The sequence below is a fragment of the Rhizobacter sp. P3_B12 genome (assembly GCF_056402895.1).
The window spans coordinates 1-15,823 of the sequence record NZ_JBFUGN010000044.1; the positions used below are offsets into that span (position 1 = coordinate 1).

Sequence of the window (15,823 nt, forward strand, 5' to 3'; positions counted from 1 at the left end):
GGCCAGCAGCGCCTCGTGGCCGCGGCTCTGCACCGCGACGGTCTCGACGACCGGCACGCCGAGCTCGGCCGACAGCCTGGCCACGTCGATCTGCAGCCCGCGCGCGCGGGCCACGTCGGCCATGTTCAGCGAGACGATCATCGGCCGGCCGAGGCGGCGCAACTCGAGCACCAGGCGCAGGTTCATCGGCAGGTTGGTGGCGTCGACCACCGCGACCAGCGCATCGGGCGCGGCCTCGCCGGCGCGCAGGCCCATCACCATCTCGCGGGTGACCTCTTCATCGGGTGTGGCCGGCGTCAGGCTGTAGGCACCGGGCAGGTCGATCACCGACACCGTGCGGCCGTTGCGCAGCGTCGCGCTGCCCACCTTGCGCTCGACGGTGACGCCGGCGTAGTTCGCGACCTTCTGGCGCGCGCCGGTCAGCAGGTTGAAGAGGGCCGTCTTGCCACAGTTCGGGTTGCCGACCAGGGCAATCCGAAGGGCCTGCAGGGCTTCGGTGCTCATGACGGCAGCCCTTCGAGCTGGACCTCGACGCACTGCGCCTCGATCCTGCGCAGCGCGAAGAAGGTCTCGCCGATCTGCACCGCGAGCGGTTCGCGCCCACCCGGGCCGCGGCGCAGCAGCTGCACCGGCTCGCCGGGCAGGAAGCCCAGCTCGCTCAGGCGGTGCAGCATCTGCGGATCGGGCGAGCCCTCGGCGCGCAGGCCGATGACGGTGCCACGGGCACCGGCGGGCAGGTCGGAAAGACGGGGAGCGGTCATACGGGGCGGGAGCAATCACGGCAGGGCGAAAGCCGCCCGATGCAAATGATAATAGCTCTTGTTTGGCCGCACGGTCGCAGGGGCGCTCCCACCCCTGGCGTGTCACGGTGTGACGCTTTGCGCGATGTCAGCTCAACCCGACTCAGCTCAGCGTGCGCAGCAGGTCGATCGCCTCCTCGATGCGCTCGACCGGGTGGATGGTCAACCCCTCGATGGCCTTCTTCGGCGCATTCGCCTTCGGCACGACGGCCACGCTGAAGCCGAGCTTCGCCGCCTCCTTCAGGCGCTCCTGGCCGCGCGGCGCCGGCCGCACCTCGCCGGCCAGCCCGACCTCGCCGAACGCAATGAAGCCGCGCGGCAGCGGCCGCCCGCGCAGGCTGCTCTGGATCGCGAGCATCACCGCCAGGTCGGCCGCCGGCTCGCTGATGCGCACGCCGCCCACCGCGTTGACGAACACGTCCTGGTCGAGGCAGGCGATGCCGGCATGCCGGTGCAGCACCGCCAGCATCATCGCGAGGCGGTCGCGGTCGAGGCCGACGCTCAGGCGCCGCGGGCTCGGGCCGCCGGAGTCGACCAGCGCCTGGATCTCGACCAGCAGCGGCCGCGTGCCCTCCAGCGTGACCAGCACGCAGGAGCCGGCCACCGGCTCGCCGTGCGTCGACAGGAAGATCGCGCTCGGGTTCGCGACGCCCTTCAGCCCCTTCTCGGTCATCGCGAACACRCCGATCTCGTTGACCGCGCCGAAGCGGTTCTTGATCGCACGCACCAGCCGGAAGCTGCTGTGGGTGTCGCCCTCGAAATACAGCACCGTGTCGACGATGTGCTCCAGCACGCGCGGGCCGGCCAGCGCGCCTTCCTTCGTCACGTGGCCGACCAGGATGATCGTGGTGCCGCTGCTCTTGGCCACGCGGGTCAGCTGCGCGGCGCATTCGCGCACCTGGGCCACCGAGCCGGGCGCCGAGGTGAGCTGCTCGCTGTAGACGGTCTGGATCGAGTCGATCACGCAGATCGCCGGCTGCTCGGCATCGATGGTGGCGGTGATCTTCTCGAGCTGGATCTCGGCGACCACGCGCACCTGCGAGCCGTCGAGCCCGAGCCGGCGCGAGCGCAGCGCGACCTGCGCGCCGGATTCTTCGCCGGTGACGTACAGCGCGCGCATGTTGCGCGACAACGCATCGAGCGCCTGCAGCAGCAGCGTCGACTTGCCGATGCCCGGGTCGCCGCCGATCAGCACGACGCCGCCGGCGACGATGCCGCCGCCGAGCACGCGGTCGAGCTCATCGATGCCGGTGGGCTGGCGGTCGACATCGGAGGCCTCGATCTCGGACAGCGTGGCGACCGGCTGCGCGCCGGCCAGCGATTGGTAGCGGTGCTTCGACGGCGCCTCGGCGACGCCTTCGACCAGCGTGTTCCAGGCGTTGCAGTGCGGGCACTTGCCCAGCCATTTGGGACTGGTGCCGCCGCACTCGCTGCAGGTGTAGATGGATTTGGGTTTGCTCACCCCGCGACTGTAGCGGGGGGCCGGCGGCGGCCCGCGAGGCGCCGCCACCACGCTGTCGTCGACAGCGCCGCCGCGGCCGCGAACAGGCGCAGGTTCGCGCCCGACTCCGCCTCGATCAGCGCCAGCGCCCCACGGCGCAACGCGAGCGTGTCGCCGGCCGCCAGGAAGTGGTCGTCCTCGTCGCCGCTTTGCGTGACCCACACGCGGCCGGCCAGCACTTGCAGCTCGACCGTGCGAGCCGAGCGCCAGCGGTGCAGTTCGCCGGCCGCGAGTTGCAGATCGAGGGTGTGGAGCGGGGTCGTCATGGTGGTCGTGCCGTGGGTTCCTCAGGGCACCAGTGTTCCGGCAAGCGCTGTCCGCCACCACATCCAGAACGGCGCGAACTGCACCGGCACAGATGCTCGCCGCGTCGGCTGTGCTGGTGGCAACTGCCCGGCTCTGTACCTGTGCCGCCCCCAGCGCCACGGSGACAATCGCTTCCCATGGAAGAGGCCCTGCTCGACGCTGATGCGCTGCTGTCGTTGTTGCCACAGTTGCCGCTGTATCAGACAGTGGCCAGCGGGCTGGAGAAGGCCATCACCTGCGGCAGCCTGCGCAGCGGCGACCGGCTGCCATCGGTGCGCCAGCTGTGCCAGCAGCACGGCGTCAGTGCCTCCACCGCGACGCTCGCCTACCGCTGGCTCGAGAACCGCGGGCTGGTCGAGGCCCGGCCCAAGTCCGGCTATTTCGTCGCGCCGCGACCGCAGCCGCTGCCCGAGCCGGAGCTCGATGCCCGCATGAGCAAGGCCGATTTCGTCACGCCCGACGGGCTGACGCGCCAGTTCCTGCTGGCCGCGAACGAATCGGGCTCGATGCCGTCGTTCCGCGTGCAGGCCGGCCGCGCCCTGCTGCCCGAGGCCAAGCTGCGCCAGCTGACGGCCAGCATCAACCGCCGCCACCCCGAGTACGCGTCGCGCATCGAGAGCGGCGGCAGCCCGGCGCTGCGCCGCGAGATCGCCCGCCGCGCGGTCCACAGCGGCGTGCGGCTGCACCCCGACGAGATCGTGCTGACCAACGGCGGCATGGAGGCGATGCACCTCGCGCTGCGCTCGGTGGCGAAGGCCGGCGACACGATCGCGCTCGAATCGCCGACCTACTTCATGCTGCTGGAGGTGATCGAGACCCTGGGAATGCGCTCGCTGGAGATCCCGTCGCATCCGCGCGACGGCCTGTCGATCGAGGCGCTCGACCTGGCCACGCGCACGCCCGGTGCGGTGCGCGCCTGCGTGGTGATCCCGAACTTCCAGAACCCGGTCGGCAGCCTGATGCCGATCGAGAACAAGCGCCGCCTGGTCGCGCTGGCCGCCGAGCGCGGCATCTCGCTGATCGAGAGCGACATCTACGGCGAGCTGCACTTCGGCGACGAGCGCCCGCCGGTGCTGAAGAGCTTCGACGCACGCGACGACGTGATCCTGTGCTCGGCCTTCACGAAGGCGGTGGCGCCCGGCTACCGCGTCGGCTGGATGGCGCCGGGCCGGCACCTGCGCGAATGCCAGTCCATCAAGTTCCGCACCTCGTCGCCCGGCGTGCAGCTGCAGCAGGAGGTGATCGCCGAGTTCCTGGCCGACGGCGGCTACGACCACCACATGCGCCGGCTGCGCGCGGCGCTGAAAGCCCAGGCGCAGGCGATGGCCGACGCGATCGCGCGATACTTCCCGCCCGGCTGCCGCCTGAGCCGGCCGCGCGGCGGGCTGGCGCTGTGGATCGAGCTGCCGCCGCAGGTGGATTCGCGCAAGGTGTTCGAGCGGGCGTGCGCCGAACTGATCGGCATGGCGCCGGGCGCCACGTTCACCTGCAGCGCGCGCTTCGACCACTTCATCCGGCTGCACTACGGCGACCCGTGGACGCCGCTGCTCGAAACCCGCCTGAAACGGCTCGGGCAGATCATCGCGGAGCAGCTCGGCTGAGCGGTGCCCTCTCTTCACTTCATCGTTCACGTCATCGACATCTCATGGAATTCGCTGTCTGGCTTCGTTTCTTCGCCGCCGCCTGGGCGATCAGCCTGTCGCCCGGGGCCGGTGCGGTCGCCGCCATGAGCGCGGGCGTCAACCACGGCTTCGCGCGCGGCTATTTCATGACCTTCGGCCTGGTGCTGGGCATCTGGACACAGGTGATCGTCGTCGGGCTGGGGCTGGGGGCGCTGATCGCCGCCTCGAGCCTCGCCTTCGCCGCGGTCAAGTGGGCCGGCGTGGGCTACCTGGTGTGGCTGGGCATCAGGCAATGGCGCGCGCCGCTCACCCCGGTGGTGGTCGCCACGGAGGAGGGCCAGGTGACGCGGCGCGCCCTGGTGCTGCGCGGCTGGCTGGTCAACGCGGTGAACCCGAAAGGCACGGTGTTCCTGCTGGCCGTGGTGCCGCAGTTCCTCGACCTGGCGCAGCCGCTCGCCCCGCAGTACGGCGTGATCGGCGCGACGCTGATGTTCACCGACCTGGTCGTGATGGCTGGCTACACCGCGCTCGCCGCACGGCTGCTGCGGCTGCTGAAGTCGCCGCTGCAGATCCGCGCGCTGAACCGCCTGTTCGGCAGCCTGTTCGTCGCCGCTGCGGCATTCCTGGCACTCTTCAAGCGCGCCTGACCCGCGCGGTTTGCACGCGGCGCGACAGCGCCTGTACGATCGCCCGACCGCCCGGGCCGACCGGGTGGCAACACCAACGGGGGGCGGATGGACGTGCATCGCAGTGGGGGGCCGATGGGCCTGGGAGTCACCGCATTCGGCAGGCTGGGGCTCGGCGCGAAGCTCTCGCTGCTGGCCGTCGGCTGCGCGCTGCTGGGGGCGGCCGCACTCGGCGCCTGGGTGCAGCAGCACGGCTGGACGCACGGGGGCAGCCTCGCGCTGATCGCCGTGGCGGTGCTGGTGGCCTGGCTGCTGATGGCGCTGTACCTGCAGATGGCCGGCGCGCTGGGCGCGCTCGAATCGGCCGTGTTGCGCATGAAGCAGGGCGACCTGTCGCGCCGGATCGAGATCCGCGGCGAGGATGAATTCGCCCGCATCGGCGCGGCGCTCGATGCGGTCAACGAGACGATCTCCGGGCTGGTGGCCGACATCCGCAGCAGTTCGCTGCTGGTCACGGCGGCCAGCACCGAGCTGACGACCGACACCGCCGACCTGTCGAGCCGCACCGAGCAGCAATCGGCCAACCTGGAGCAGACCTCGGCCAGCGTGCAGCAGCTCGATGCCACGGTGCGCCAGAACGCGAGCGATGCCCGCGAGGCCGAGGCGCTGGCCGCGCGCGTGCACGGCCTGGCCGGCTCGGGCGGCGGCGCGATGCGCGAGGCGGTCGACTCGATGCATGCCATCAAGGCCGGCTCCGAGAAGGTCGGCGACATCATCGGCGTGATCGACTCGATCGCGTTCCAGACCAACATCCTCGCGCTGAATGCCGCCGTCGAGGCGGCGCGTGCCGGCGAGCAGGGCCGCGGCTTCGCGGTCGTCGCGGCCGAGGTGCGCGCGCTCGCGCAGCGCAGCGGCGAGGCGGCGCGCGAGATCAAGGCGCTGATCGAGCAGTCGGGCGCCAAGACCGCGAGCGGCGTCGGCCACATCGACCGGGTGAGCGGCGTGCTGTCGGAGATCGTCGGCGGCATCGCCGAACTCACCGGGCGGATGGGGCGCATCACCTCGGCCGTCGGCGAGCAGAGCGACGGCCTCGCGCAGGTCTCGCAGGCGATGACGCAGCTCGATTCGCTGACCCACCAGAACGCGCAGATGGTCGAGCAGACCTCGCGCGCCTGTGCCAGCCTGGGCGAGCGGGCGCGCCAGCTGTCGGCCGCCGCGGGCGGTTTCAAGCTGCGCCAGGGCACGGCAGACGAGGCGCAGGCGCTGGTGCAGCGGGCCATCACGTTCTACAAGGAGCGCGGCGGCGCGGCGGCGCTGCCCGGCATCACCGAACCGGGCAACGGGTTCTCGGACCGCGACATGTACGTCTTCGCCTGGGACCGGCAGCTCGTGTACCACGCGTTCGGCGGCAAGCCGGCCAACGTCGGCAAGAGCGCGAAGCAGATCATCGGCACCGACGTGACCAGGCTGGCGCACGACGTGTGGGCCGCTGCCGCGGCCGGCGGCGGCTGGGTCGACTACGACTTCCTGAACCCGGCCAACGGGCAGGTGCTGCCGAAGACCTCGTACATCGTGCCGGTGGCGCAGGACCTGGTGCTGGGCTGCGGGATCTACAAGACGCGGCGCGGCTGAGCCGGATCCCGGGGCCGAATCTCATCAGGACGGACACCATGCTCGCCAAACTCAACGCCAAGGGACAGGTCACGATTCCCAAGGAGATTCGAGATCGCCTCGGTCTCGCCAGCGGGTCCGTGCTGGAGTTCAGCATGCATCCCGATGGCACCTTGGTGGCCCAACCGGTGAAGCCGGACGCTCGCCGGATCCGAGGACTTCTGAAATCGCCCTTCGTCACGCCTCTGACGACCGGCCAGATGGATGAAGCCATCGCGAGTCACCTGCGAGACCGACAAGCGAGACGCTAGACGTCGCGCACTTTCCCCCGCGAGCTCTTCAGGTCGCCGCGCTGAGACTTTCCTTCGAGCCGCCGCTTCTGYGACCCGCGCGTCGGTTTGGTCGCTCGCCGCGGCGGCGCCACCACGGCCACGCTGTCGACCAGCTGCTGCAGGCGCTGCAAGGCATCCTGGCGGTTCATGTCCTGGCTGCGCGAGGTCTGCGCCTTGATCACGACGACGCCTTCGCCGGTGATGCGCTGGTCGGACAGCGCGAGCAGCCGCTCCTTCAGCGGCTCGGGCAGCGACGACGCACGGATGTCGAAGCGCAGGTGCACCGCGCTCGACACCTTGTTGACGTTCTGCCCGCCCGCCCCCTGCGCGCGGATCGCGCTGAACTCGACTTCGGCGGGATCGACCTGGGGCGTCACGGCACGGCGTGCGTCGGCACCCGCTGCGCGAGCGCGCACATCAGCTCGTAGCCGATCGTGCCGGCCGGCCGCGCGACCTCGTCGATCGACAGCACGCTGCCGTGCGGGCCGCGCCCCCACAGCGTGACCTCGCTGCCGACGCCCGCCTGCGGCAGCGGCGTCAGGTCGATCGCCAGCATGTCCATCGACACCCGGCCGACCAGCCCGCAGCGCACGCCATCGACCAGCACCGGCGTGCCGGCCGGTGCGACGCGCGGGTAGCCGTCGGCATAGCCGCAGGCGGCCACGCCGATGCGCATCTCGCGCTCGGCGGTGAACGCACTGCCGTAGCCGACGGTGTCGCCGGGCTTCAGCGCCTGCACGCCGATCAGCTTCGAGCGCAGCGTCATCGCCGGGCGCAGGTCCCAGTCGGCGATCGTCTTCTCGGGGTGGTCGGGCGACGAGCCGTACACCATGATGCCGGGGCGCACCCAGTCGGCCCGCACGCCCGGCTGCGTCGGCGCGAAGCGCAGCGTGGCCGCGCTGTTGCTCAGCGAGCGTTCGCCGTCGAGGTCGGCGGTGGCGGCGTTGAACACCGCCACCTGCGCCTCGATGCCGCGCGGCCCGTCGGCATCGGAGAAATGCGTCATCAGCGTGATCGCGTCGACCTGCGGCAGGTTCGACAGCCGCAACCACGCGGTGCGGAACGCGGCCGGCGTGAAGCCGAGCCGGTTCATGCCGGAGTTCATCTTCAGGAAGACGTGGTGCGGCCAGGTCGTCTTGTGCATCGCGAGCCAGTCGATCTGCGCCTCGTGGTGCACCGTGTGCCACAGGTTCAGGCGCGAGCACAGCTCCAGGTCGCGTGCTTCGAAACAGCCCTCGAGCAGCAGGATCGGCCCGCGCCAGCCCAGCGCGCGCACCCGCTCGGCCTCGGCCAGGTCGAGCAGCGCGAAGCCGTCGGCGGCCTGCAGCGCGCCGTACACCCGCTCGATGCCGTGCCCGTAGGCGTTCGCCTTGACGATCGCCCAGACGCGTGCATCGGGCGCGCAGGCACGGGCGCGCTGCAGGTTGTGGCTCAGGGCATCGCTGTGGATCAGCGCTTCGATCGGACGCGGCATGCGCCGATTCTGCCAGCGGCGCGCGCGCCTGCCGGCTACCAGCGCGCGGGCAGCGGCCGCTTCAGCACGATCTGCGTGCGGCTGACCGCGATGTGCCCGCCGGCGTCCAGGTCCTTCAGCAGCCGGCTCACCATCTCGCGCGAGCAGCCGACGCGGCTGGCGATCTCCTGGTGCGTCAGCCGTTCGCGGATCACGTGCGTGCCGTCGGGCTGCACCACCGCCAGGTCGGTCAGCAGCTGCGCGACGCGGCCGTAGACGTCGAGCAGGGCCAGGCTGCGCGCACTGTGGGTCGCCAGGCGTGCGCGGTGGATCACGCGCGAGATCAGCTCGAACGCGAACTCCGGCCGCTCGGCGATGTGCTGGCGCAGCGTGTGCCGCGTGACGACCGAGCACACCGTGGGTTCGAGCGTGATGACCGAGGCCGAGCGCGGGCCGCCGTCGAGCGACATCTCGCCGAGGTACTCGCCCGGGCCGTAGACGCCGTAGACGATCTCGCGGTCGCGCTCGTCGATCGAGAACGCCTTGACGCGGCCCGACAGCAGGATGAACAAGGTGTCGCCGTGATCGCCCTCCTGGATCAGCAGCACGCCCTTGCGATAGCGGCGCTGCTCGCCCCGGGCGGAGAGCAGGCCCAGGGATTCGGACAGCAGGGGGATGGATGCTGGGCCGGAGACGGCGTCCATGGAGAAGCGGCTGCGAATGGGGAAAGCCCGGGCGGGTCGCCCGGGAGCCCATCCAATCTAGCACGCCGCCCTGGCGCCTCCGTGACGGCGGACGCGCCGCGCGTGACGGAAGCCGGCGCGGATCAGTGCGACAGCGGCATCTTCATGGCCGACGCGATCGGCGGCAGCACCGCGACGCGGTTCAGCAGGTCGCCGATGCTGGCGGTCTGCGTCTTGATGCGGATGCTGCTGATCTGCGAGCGCACCGTCGAGACGGCGACGCTGAAGGTGCGCGCCACTTCCTTCGGCCGCTGGCCGTCGCACAGCGCGCGCAGCACCTTGGTCTCGGCGGCCGTCAGGCCGTGGGTGCGGGCGAAGAACTCGAGGGTCAGCGATTCGCAGCGGTGGCGCTTGCCGAGCACCAGCATCGCCAGCGCACCGTCCTCGGGCGAGGACATCGGCACGAAGGCCACCGGCATCGCGCCGTCGTCGCGGCTCAGGTTCAGCATGCGGCGCCGGCCGCCGCAGGCGCCGAGCAGCGCGCCGAGGAAGCCGGACAGCTCCTCCGCATGCCGCGGCAGCACCTGGTCCTTGATGAGGCGCAGGCCGTCGCCGGCCTGCAGCAACTGCCAGCCGAGCTGGTTGGCATGGCGCAGGCTGCAGTTCGCATCGATCAGCAGCAGGCCGTGGTCCATCTCGTCGAGCATCATCGTCAGCCAGCGGGCCATCGCGGAGTGGCCGTGGCGGCGCTCCGGTCCGGGATAGGGCGGGGTGACGGAGTCGACGACGGGGTGGATCGCGGCCGGGGCGGGCCGCAGGTTCAGGTGGGTGGTCGGGCGGGTGTCCGGGGGTGAGAGCAGTTCATCCAACATGGCGCTGTCCTTCTGATGGCAGGTGCAGCAGCAGCGCTGTGCACCTTGTTACAGCGTAGGGGCGTCGGATGCCGGCAGGTGGTGAAAACCGCCGGGCGGGTTTGTGATTTATTCACCTCGGCCGGGCGGGGTCGCCCAGCAGCGTGGTCAGCCAGCGTGTCAGGTGCTCGACCTCCGGGCCGCACACCGAATGCGGCATCGGGTACTCGTGCCACTCGAGCGGGTGGCCGAGCGCCAGCAGCGCGTCGCGCGATGCGAGTGCGCGGGCGATCGGAATCACCGGGTCCTGCCGGCCGTGCGCGAGGAAGATCGGCACGCCGTGGTTCGCGGCATGGCGCTCGGCCGCGGTCTCGGCCGCCAACGGCAGGTAGCCCGACAGCCCGACCAGGCCGGCCAGCCGCTCGCCGTGGCGCAGCCCGGTCAGCAGCGTCATCGCACAGCCCTGCGAGAAGCCGCCGAGCACGATGCGCGAGCTGGGGATGCCGCGCTCGTTCTCGCGCGCGATCAGCGCTTGCACCAGCGCCTGCGATTCGCGCAGGCCGGTCTCGTCCTCGCGCCGCACCAGGTCGGCGCCGAGAATGTCGTACCAGGCGCGCATCACGTAGCCGCCGTTGATCGTGACCGGCCGCGTCGGCGCGTGGGGAAAGATGAAGCGCACCGGGCCGGCGGCCGACAGGTCCAGCTCGTGCGCGAAGGGCGCGAAGCCGTGCCCGCTGTCGCCGAGCCCGTGCAGGAAGATGATGGTGGCCGTCGGGTTCGGGCCGGTGTCGGTTTCGATGGTGTCGAGGAGCTGCATGCCGCGATGCTAGCCCGGCAGGATCACCAACCGGCTCAAAAGCGGTAGTTCACGCCCAGGCTGAGTTGCGGGATCGCGCGGATCTTGCCGACGCCGTCGCGCAGCTCCTGCGTTTCCTGGTCGACATCGGCGTTCAGCTGCGCGCGCTGGGTCGCATCCATGCTGTCGAAGGTGGGGCCGCTCGCGGCCGACTCGACCTTCGCGCGGCCGATGCTCGCACCGAGGTCGAAGTGGAAGCCCCAGGCGCCTTCGGTGCCGGCCTGGTGGCCGTAGCCGATGCCGAGGAACGGCGTCGTCTTCGGGAACTTCACGTGCGCGTCGAAACGGTCGCCGTCCTGCGTCGCGTAGGTGGTGTTGCCGATCACGATCTGGTTGTTGGTCGGCTTGCCGGCCAGGTCGAGCTTCATCGCGTTGAAGGTCACGCCGCCGGTCAGGCGCCAGCCGCCGGTGAAGAACCAGTCGGCGAACACGCCGCCGCGGCTCAACTTCAGCTCGGCGTCGTAGTGGATGCCGTCCTCCGTCTTCGTGGTGCTGTGCTTGCCGAGCGACGCGACATCGCCGCGCAGCGTCACCGACGGCGCGACCGGCTGCGCATAGCCGAGCATCAGGCCGTGCGTGCCGATGCCGGTGTAGACCTCGCCGGCGTGGGCGCCAGCGGCCAGTGCCAGGGTGGCGGCCAGGGTGGTCAGCGTCTTGATCATGAGCGTCTCCTCGTACTGCATCTGAGTGAAGGCGAACCCGCGGGTGCGGGTGAGCGCTCATTCTTCAGCGAGGAGGGGCGGGACCAAGCGCCGAACAGCGCGGGACGGGAGGCGTTGTTCAGCGTTTCGGGTGTCGGCTCAGAGCGTGAAACGCCTTGGCGGCGTTCATGGCGTCACGAAGGGGTTTTCGATGCGCACGCCTCCAAGCACCGCGCCGTGTTGCATGTCTTCGCTCAACACCCGCTCACATCCGCCAACGATGGCAGCCTGCACGATCAACGCGTCGTAGAACGACAGACTTCGCAGGACGTGAAGATCCAGCGCGCCGGCGATCAAGTCGGCCGACGTGGTCACCATGTCGAATCGCCGATAGAAACCGATCCGTCGCCGAATCAGTTCGTGTGGAAGCCGAAGCTTGCGCAACGCGACATTCACGTATTCCTGGAGCACTTGGGTGGACAGCACCGCGGTGCCCGCGCGGCGCGTTGCGGTGATCAGCGCGATGGCGCGTTGCTGCTTCTCGGGCTCGTCCGAGGCATCTGCGTAGACAAGAACGTTCGTGTCCAGCAGGCTACGCACGGCGATTGGCCTCTTCGCGATCGAAGCGCCAACCACCCAGCCGTCCCGGTGTGGCTCGAACGGATTGCTCGAAGGCCTGCAGCTCGTTCGCCAGCTGCTGGCTTCCTGCCAACTGCTCCAGGTAGTCTCGAACGGCCTGGTTCAGACTTTTGCCCATCGTGGCGGCGGCTGCACGAGCCTGCTCCGCGATGCGCTCGTCCACGGACAAGGTGATGTTCATATTTTCCCCTTACGTGCGCACATATTATGTGCTGAAACGCAAGGGAATTTGAAGCCCCTCGGTGGACGATGCTCAGAGCGTGAAGTCGTAGTCGATGATCAGCGGCGCGTGGTCCGAGAAGCGCTGCTCGATGTAGATGTGCTCGCGCAGCGCCGTGGCAGCCAGCGCGGGCGTGGCCAGGTGGTAGTCGAGCCGCCAGCCGACGTTCTTCGCCCAGGCCTGGCCGCGGTTGCTCCACCAGGTGTATTGCTCGGCCTTCGGGTTCAGCGTGCGGAACACGTCGACCAGGCCCAGCTCGTCCAGCGTGTGCGTCATCCAGGCCCGCTCCTCGGGCAGGAAGCCGCTGTTCTTCTGGTTGCTGCGCCAGTTCTTCAGGTCGATCTCCTTGTGCGCGATGTTCACGTCGCCCACCAGGATGAACTCGCGCTCGGCCTTCAGCTTCTGCAGGTACGGCGTCATCAGCGCCAGAAAGCGGAACTTCGCCAACTGCCGCTCCTCGCCGCTGGAGCCGCTCGGGAAGTAGCAGCTGATGATGCTCAGCTTGCGCTTCGGGGTGTCGAAACGCGCCTCGATGTAGCGGCCCTCGGCATCGAACTCGGGCGAGCCGAAGCCCACCACCACGTCGCTCGGCGTCTTGCGCGCGTACAGGCCGACGCCCGAGTAGCCCTTCTTCTCGGCGAAGTGGAAATGGCCGTGCAGGTCGTGCACCTGCTCGAAGCGGCCGGCGATGTCGGCCGCCTGGGCCTTGACCTCCTGCACCCCCATACAATCGGCGCCGATGCTTTCCGCCCACGGCACCAGCCCCTTCGTGGCAGCCGAGCGGATGCCGTTCAGATTCAAAGACACCAGACGGAACACGAAAGACCTCCGATGAGCCCCACCGCTGACACCCTGGCCAAAGACTTCGTCAGCTTCTCGGTGGAAGCCGGCGTGTTGCGGTTCGGGGAGTTCAAGACCAAGGCCGGGCGGCTGTCGCCCTATTTCTTCAATTCCGGCCTGTTCGACGACGGCGCCAAGCTGGGCCGCCTCGCGGAATTCTATGCGCGCCGCCTGCTCGCCTCGGGCGTCGAGTTCGACATGCTGTTCGGCCCCGCCTACAAGGGCATCACGCTGGCCTCGGCCACCGCGGTGGCGCTGGCGAGCCTGGGCCGCAACGTGCCGTTCTGCCACAACCGCAAGGAAGCCAAGGACCACGGCGAAGGCGGGCTGATGGTCGGCGCGCCTCTGAAGGGCCGCGTCGTCATCATCGACGACGTGATCACCGACGGCGCTTCCAAGCGCGAATCGGTCGACATGATCCGCGCGGCCGGGGCGGAACCGGTTGCGGTGCTGATCGCGATGGACCGCATGGAGCGCAAGGGTTCCGATGACAACCTGAGCGCCCGCTCGTCCGTTGAGGAGTTCGAAGCGGCGTACCGCATGCCGGTACTCGCCATTGCGACGCTGGCGGACTTGCTGCAGTATCTGCAGACGAATGACGATCCGGCCCTGCGCAGCCACCTGGCGCGCGTGACCGCCTACCGGGACCGTTACGGGGTGTAAATGACGAGCCTGCTTGTGGTGAATCGACCGATGCGAACCTGGCGTTGCCTTGCCGTGCTGGCGGGGTTCGTGGCCGCCGCCCCGGCCCACGCCGCGATCTACAGCTGCGTCGACGGCAACGGCCGGCGCCTGACCTCCGACCGGCCCATCGTCGAATGCGCGACCCGCGAGCAGCGCATGCTCAACACCGACGGTTCGGTGCGCCAGATCGTGCCGCCGACGAKGACCGCCGACGAGCGCGCCGAGGCCGAGGCGAAGGAGCGCCAGGCCTCGGCCGACCGCGTGGCGCAGCAGGATGCGATGCGCCGCGACCGCAACCTGGTGAACCGCTTCCCCAACGATGCCGCCCACATGAAGGCGCGCGAGGCCGCACTCGACGACGTGCGCAAGGGCGTTGCGTTCTCGCAGGGGCGGCTGGCCGAGYTCGAGCGCGAGCGCAAGCCGCTGATCGACGAGCAGGAGTTCTACAAGGGCAGGAAGCCGCCGGCCAAGCTGCGCCAGCAGCTCGATGCGAACGACGCCGCGGTGGCGGCGCAGAAATCGCTGGTGCAGAACCAGGAAGACGAGATCGTGCGCATCAACAACCTCTACGACGTCGAGCTCGAACGGCTGAAGAAGCTGTGGGCCGGCGCGTCGCCGGGGTCGATGGGCGCGCTGCCGGCTGCATCAGCACCGGCGCCGCGCAAGGCGGCGGGGAAGTAGACGCGGAAGCAGGGCCCGTCAGCTGAGCTTCTTCTTCAGCAACTCGTTCACCTGCGACGGGTTCGCCTTGCCCTTGGTGGCCTTCATCGCCTGGCCGACCAGCGCGTTGAACGCCTTGTCCTTGCCGGCGCGGAATTCCTCGACCGACTTCGCGTTCGCCGCCAGCACTTCATCGAGGATGCGCTCCAGCTCGCTGCTGTCGCTCATCTGCTTCAGGCCCTTGGCCTCGATGATCGCGTCGATCTGGCCGCCTTCGGACCAGAGCTGATCGAACACCTGGCGGGCGCCGTTGTTCGACACCGTGCCGTCGGCGATGCGCCCGATCAGCGCGGCCAGCGTCGCGGCACTCACCGGGCTCTGCGCGATGTCCTTCTCTTCGGCGTTCAGCCGCCGCGACACCTCGCCCATCAGCCAGTTGGCCGCCAGCTTCGGCTGGCCGCAGGCCTTCGCCGTTTCCTCGAAGAACGCGCCGAAGGCCTTGCCCTGCGTCATCATCGACGCGTCGTAGGCCGGCAGCCCGTAGTCCTTCTGGAAGCGCTCGGCCATCAGGCGCGGCAACTCCGGCATCGCGGCGCGCACCTGCTCGACCCACTCGGGCGCGATCACCAGCGGCGGCAGGTCGGGGTCGGGGAAGTAGCGGTAGTCGTGCGCGTCTTCCTTCGTGCGCATCGCCCGCGTCTCGCCGGTGTCGGGGTTGAACAGCACGGTCGCCTGCTGCACCTTGCCGCCGTCCTCGATCAGGTCGATCTGCCACTGGATCTCGTAGTCGATCGCCTGCTGCAGGTACTTGAAGCTGTTCAGGTTCTTGATCTCGCGGCGCGTGCCGAACTCGGCGCCGGGCCGGCGCACCGACACGTTGGCATCGCAGCGGAAGCTGCCTTCCTGCATGTTGCCGTCGCAGATGTCGAGCCACACCACCAGCGAATGCAGCGCCTTCGCGTACTCCACCGCCTCGGTGCTCGCGCGCATGTCGGGCTCGGTGACGATCTCCAGCAGCGGCGTGCCGGCGCGGTTCAGGTCGATGCCGGTCTGGCCGGCGTAGTCCTCGTGCAGCGACTTGCCGGCATCTTCTTCCAGGTGGGCGCGCGTCAGCTGCACCCGGTGCTTCAGGTCGCCGACGAAGAACTCCAGCGAGCCGCCCTGCACCACCGGCGTCTCGTACTGGCTGATCTGGTAGCCCTTCGGCAGGTCCGGGTAGAAGTAGTTCTTGCGCGCGAAGATCGACAGCGGCGCCACCGTCGCGCCGACCGCCAGCCCGAAGCGGATCGCCCRCTCGACCGCGCCGCGGTTCATCACCGGCAGCGTCCCCGGCAGCGCCAGGTCGACGGGCGAGGCCTGCGTGTTCGGCRCGGCGCCGAACTGCGTGCTCGAGCCGCTGAAGATCTTGCTGCGCGTGGACAGCTGGGCGTGCGTCTCGAGGCCGATGACGACCTCGTAGCCGCGGATCAGTTGGGGGGTGCTTGCCATGGTCAGGGGG

The 15,823-nt window shown here is 69.7% G+C and carries 20 protein-coding genes; 6 read left to right on the top strand and 14 right to left on the bottom strand.

What is annotated here, in order from left to right; all coding sequences use genetic code 11:
• The 4 genes from AC1D01_RS04615 to AC1D01_RS04630 all read right to left on the bottom strand — a co-directional run.
• A partial coding sequence (locus tag AC1D01_RS04615) for a FeoB small GTPase domain-containing protein (protein WP_477864902.1) occupies positions 1 to 504 on the bottom strand: 504 nt, incomplete at its 3' end.
• Entirely contained in the window at positions 501 to 761 is a 261-nt protein-coding gene (locus AC1D01_RS04620; protein WP_477864903.1) for a FeoA family protein, read from the bottom strand. The genes AC1D01_RS04615 and AC1D01_RS04620, both read right to left, overlap by 4 nt.
• Positions 762 to 903: 142 nt before the next feature.
• Positions 904 to 2,262, bottom strand: coding sequence for a DNA repair protein RadA (gene radA / locus AC1D01_RS04625; protein ID WP_477864904.1), 1,359 nt, complete (start codon positions 2,260 to 2,262; stop codon positions 904 to 906).
• Entirely contained in the window at positions 2,259 to 2,567 is a 309-nt protein-coding gene (locus AC1D01_RS04630) for a DUF2917 domain-containing protein (protein ID WP_477864905.1), read from the bottom strand. Before AC1D01_RS04630 ends, radA begins: the two co-directional genes overlap by 4 nt.
• A gap of 177 nt (positions 2,568 to 2,744) precedes the next feature.
• Here AC1D01_RS04630 and AC1D01_RS04635 point away from each other — a divergent pair, with 177 nt between their 5' ends.
• From AC1D01_RS04635 to AC1D01_RS04650, 4 genes are all read left to right on the top strand, one after another.
• The gene (locus AC1D01_RS04635) at positions 2,745 to 4,208 is read left to right on the top strand and encodes an aminotransferase-like domain-containing protein (RefSeq protein WP_477864906.1); all 1,464 of its coding nucleotides are present in this window, start codon (positions 2,745 to 2,747) and stop codon (positions 4,206 to 4,208) included.
• Between the two features lie 44 nt (positions 4,209 to 4,252).
• A complete protein-coding gene (locus tag AC1D01_RS04640; protein ID WP_477864907.1) occupies positions 4,253 to 4,876 on the top strand; it encodes a LysE family transporter in 624 nt (207 codons plus the stop codon).
• Between the two features lie 87 nt (positions 4,877 to 4,963).
• Positions 4,964 to 6,487 carry a methyl-accepting chemotaxis protein gene (locus AC1D01_RS04645; RefSeq protein ID WP_477864908.1) on the top strand — a complete coding sequence of 508 codons (1,524 nt, stop codon included), beginning with the start codon at positions 4,964 to 4,966 and terminating at the stop codon, positions 6,485 to 6,487.
• A gap of 38 nt (positions 6,488 to 6,525) precedes the next feature.
• Positions 6,526 to 6,777, top strand: a complete 252-nt coding sequence (locus AC1D01_RS04650) for an AbrB/MazE/SpoVT family DNA-binding domain-containing protein (RefSeq protein ID WP_477864909.1) — start codon at positions 6,526 to 6,528, stop codon at positions 6,775 to 6,777.
• Here the strand turns inward: AC1D01_RS04650 and arfB are convergent.
• The 9 genes from arfB to AC1D01_RS04695 form a co-directional block, all read right to left on the bottom strand.
• Complete coding sequence (arfB, locus tag AC1D01_RS04655; RefSeq protein WP_477864910.1) at positions 6,774 to 7,175, bottom strand: alternative ribosome rescue aminoacyl-tRNA hydrolase ArfB; 402 nt, start codon at positions 7,173 to 7,175, stop codon at positions 6,774 to 6,776. The two genes, AC1D01_RS04650 and arfB, sit on opposite strands and share 4 nt — an antisense overlap.
• Positions 7,172 to 8,272, bottom strand: coding sequence for an alanine racemase (alr, locus tag AC1D01_RS04660; protein WP_477864911.1), 1,101 nt, complete (start codon positions 8,270 to 8,272; stop codon positions 7,172 to 7,174). The genes arfB and alr overlap by 4 nt, the downstream gene beginning before the upstream one ends.
• Before the next feature lie 35 nt (positions 8,273 to 8,307).
• Positions 8,308 to 8,955 carry a Crp/Fnr family transcriptional regulator gene (locus AC1D01_RS04665; RefSeq protein WP_477864912.1) on the bottom strand — a complete coding sequence of 216 codons (648 nt, stop codon included), beginning with the start codon at positions 8,953 to 8,955 and terminating at the stop codon, positions 8,308 to 8,310.
• A gap of 122 nt (positions 8,956 to 9,077) precedes the next feature.
• Positions 9,078 to 9,806 carry a helix-turn-helix transcriptional regulator gene (locus tag AC1D01_RS04670; protein WP_477864913.1) on the bottom strand — a complete coding sequence of 243 codons (729 nt, stop codon included), beginning with the start codon at positions 9,804 to 9,806 and terminating at the stop codon, positions 9,078 to 9,080.
• Between the two features lie 112 nt (positions 9,807 to 9,918).
• The gene (locus tag AC1D01_RS04675; RefSeq protein WP_477864914.1) at positions 9,919 to 10,602 is read right to left on the bottom strand and encodes an alpha/beta hydrolase; all 684 of its coding nucleotides are present in this window, start codon (positions 10,600 to 10,602) and stop codon (positions 9,919 to 9,921) included.
• A gap of 35 nt (positions 10,603 to 10,637) precedes the next feature.
• The gene (locus AC1D01_RS04680; RefSeq protein WP_477864915.1) at positions 10,638 to 11,303 is read right to left on the bottom strand and encodes a hypothetical protein; all 666 of its coding nucleotides are present in this window, start codon (positions 11,301 to 11,303) and stop codon (positions 10,638 to 10,640) included.
• A gap of 165 nt (positions 11,304 to 11,468) precedes the next feature.
• Positions 11,469 to 11,882, bottom strand: coding sequence for a PIN domain-containing protein (locus tag AC1D01_RS04685; protein ID WP_477864916.1), 414 nt, complete (start codon positions 11,880 to 11,882; stop codon positions 11,469 to 11,471).
• Complete coding sequence (locus tag AC1D01_RS04690; RefSeq protein ID WP_477864917.1) at positions 11,875 to 12,102, bottom strand: DUF6364 family protein; 228 nt, start codon at positions 12,100 to 12,102, stop codon at positions 11,875 to 11,877. The genes AC1D01_RS04685 and AC1D01_RS04690 overlap by 8 nt, the downstream gene beginning before the upstream one ends.
• A gap of 72 nt (positions 12,103 to 12,174) precedes the next feature.
• Positions 12,175 to 12,960, bottom strand: a complete 786-nt coding sequence (locus AC1D01_RS04695) for an exodeoxyribonuclease III (RefSeq protein WP_477864918.1) — start codon at positions 12,958 to 12,960, stop codon at positions 12,175 to 12,177.
• 12 nt (positions 12,961 to 12,972) lie between these two features.
• Between AC1D01_RS04695 and pyrE the strand changes: the two genes are divergently transcribed.
• Positions 12,973 to 13,644, top strand: a complete 672-nt coding sequence (pyrE, locus tag AC1D01_RS04700) for an orotate phosphoribosyltransferase (protein ID WP_477864919.1) — start codon at positions 12,973 to 12,975, stop codon at positions 13,642 to 13,644.
• Between the two features lie 30 nt (positions 13,645 to 13,674).
• A complete protein-coding gene (locus AC1D01_RS04705) occupies positions 13,675 to 14,346 on the top strand; it encodes a DUF4124 domain-containing protein (protein ID WP_477864920.1) in 672 nt (223 codons plus the stop codon).
• Positions 14,347 to 14,364: 18 nt separating this feature from the next.
• Here AC1D01_RS04705 and gatB read toward each other — a convergent pair whose 3' ends face one another.
• Positions 14,365 to 15,813: an Asp-tRNA(Asn)/Glu-tRNA(Gln) amidotransferase subunit GatB gene (gatB, locus tag AC1D01_RS04710; protein ID WP_477864921.1), complete on the bottom strand. Its 1,449-nt coding sequence runs from the start codon at positions 15,811 to 15,813 to the stop codon at positions 14,365 to 14,367.
• Positions 15,814 to 15,823 lie beyond the last annotated feature (10 nt).

What these genes read in the sequence shown, in the direction of transcription:
- AC1D01_RS04675 (WP_477864914.1), bottom strand. Translation starts at nt 10,602, where the DNA reads ATGCAGCTCCTCGACACCATCGAAACCGACACCGGCCCGAACCCGACG.
- AC1D01_RS04635 (WP_477864906.1), top strand. Translation starts at nt 2,745, where the DNA reads ATGGAAGAGGCCCTGCTCGACGCTGATGCGCTGCTGTCGTTGTTGCCA.
- AC1D01_RS04680 (WP_477864915.1), bottom strand. Translation starts at nt 11,303, where the DNA reads ATGATCAAGACGCTGACCACCCTGGCCGCCACCCTGGCACTGGCCGCT.
- AC1D01_RS04620 (WP_477864903.1), bottom strand. Translation starts at nt 761, where the DNA reads ATGACCGCTCCCCGTCTTTCCGACCTGCCCGCCGGTGCCCGTGGCACC.
- AC1D01_RS04650 (WP_477864909.1), top strand. Translation starts at nt 6,526, where the DNA reads ATGCTCGCCAAACTCAACGCCAAGGGACAGGTCACGATTCCCAAGGAG.
- AC1D01_RS04640 (WP_477864907.1), top strand. Translation starts at nt 4,253, where the DNA reads ATGGAATTCGCTGTCTGGCTTCGTTTCTTCGCCGCCGCCTGGGCGATC.
- AC1D01_RS04690 (WP_477864917.1), bottom strand. Translation starts at nt 12,102, where the DNA reads ATGAACATCACCTTGTCCGTGGACGAGCGCATCGCGGAGCAGGCTCGT.
- AC1D01_RS04630 (WP_477864905.1), bottom strand. Translation starts at nt 2,567, where the DNA reads ATGACGACCCCGCTCCACACCCTCGATCTGCAACTCGCGGCCGGCGAA.
- alr (WP_477864911.1), bottom strand. Translation starts at nt 8,272, where the DNA reads ATGCCGCGTCCGATCGAAGCGCTGATCCACAGCGATGCCCTGAGCCAC.
- AC1D01_RS04665 (WP_477864912.1), bottom strand. Translation starts at nt 8,955, where the DNA reads ATGGACGCCGTCTCCGGCCCAGCATCCATCCCCCTGCTGTCCGAATCC.
- AC1D01_RS04670 (WP_477864913.1), bottom strand. Translation starts at nt 9,806, where the DNA reads ATGTTGGATGAACTGCTCTCACCCCCGGACACCCGCCCGACCACCCAC.
- AC1D01_RS04645 (WP_477864908.1), top strand. Translation starts at nt 4,964, where the DNA reads ATGGACGTGCATCGCAGTGGGGGGCCGATGGGCCTGGGAGTCACCGCA.
- pyrE (WP_477864919.1), top strand. Translation starts at nt 12,973, where the DNA reads ATGAGCCCCACCGCTGACACCCTGGCCAAAGACTTCGTCAGCTTCTCG.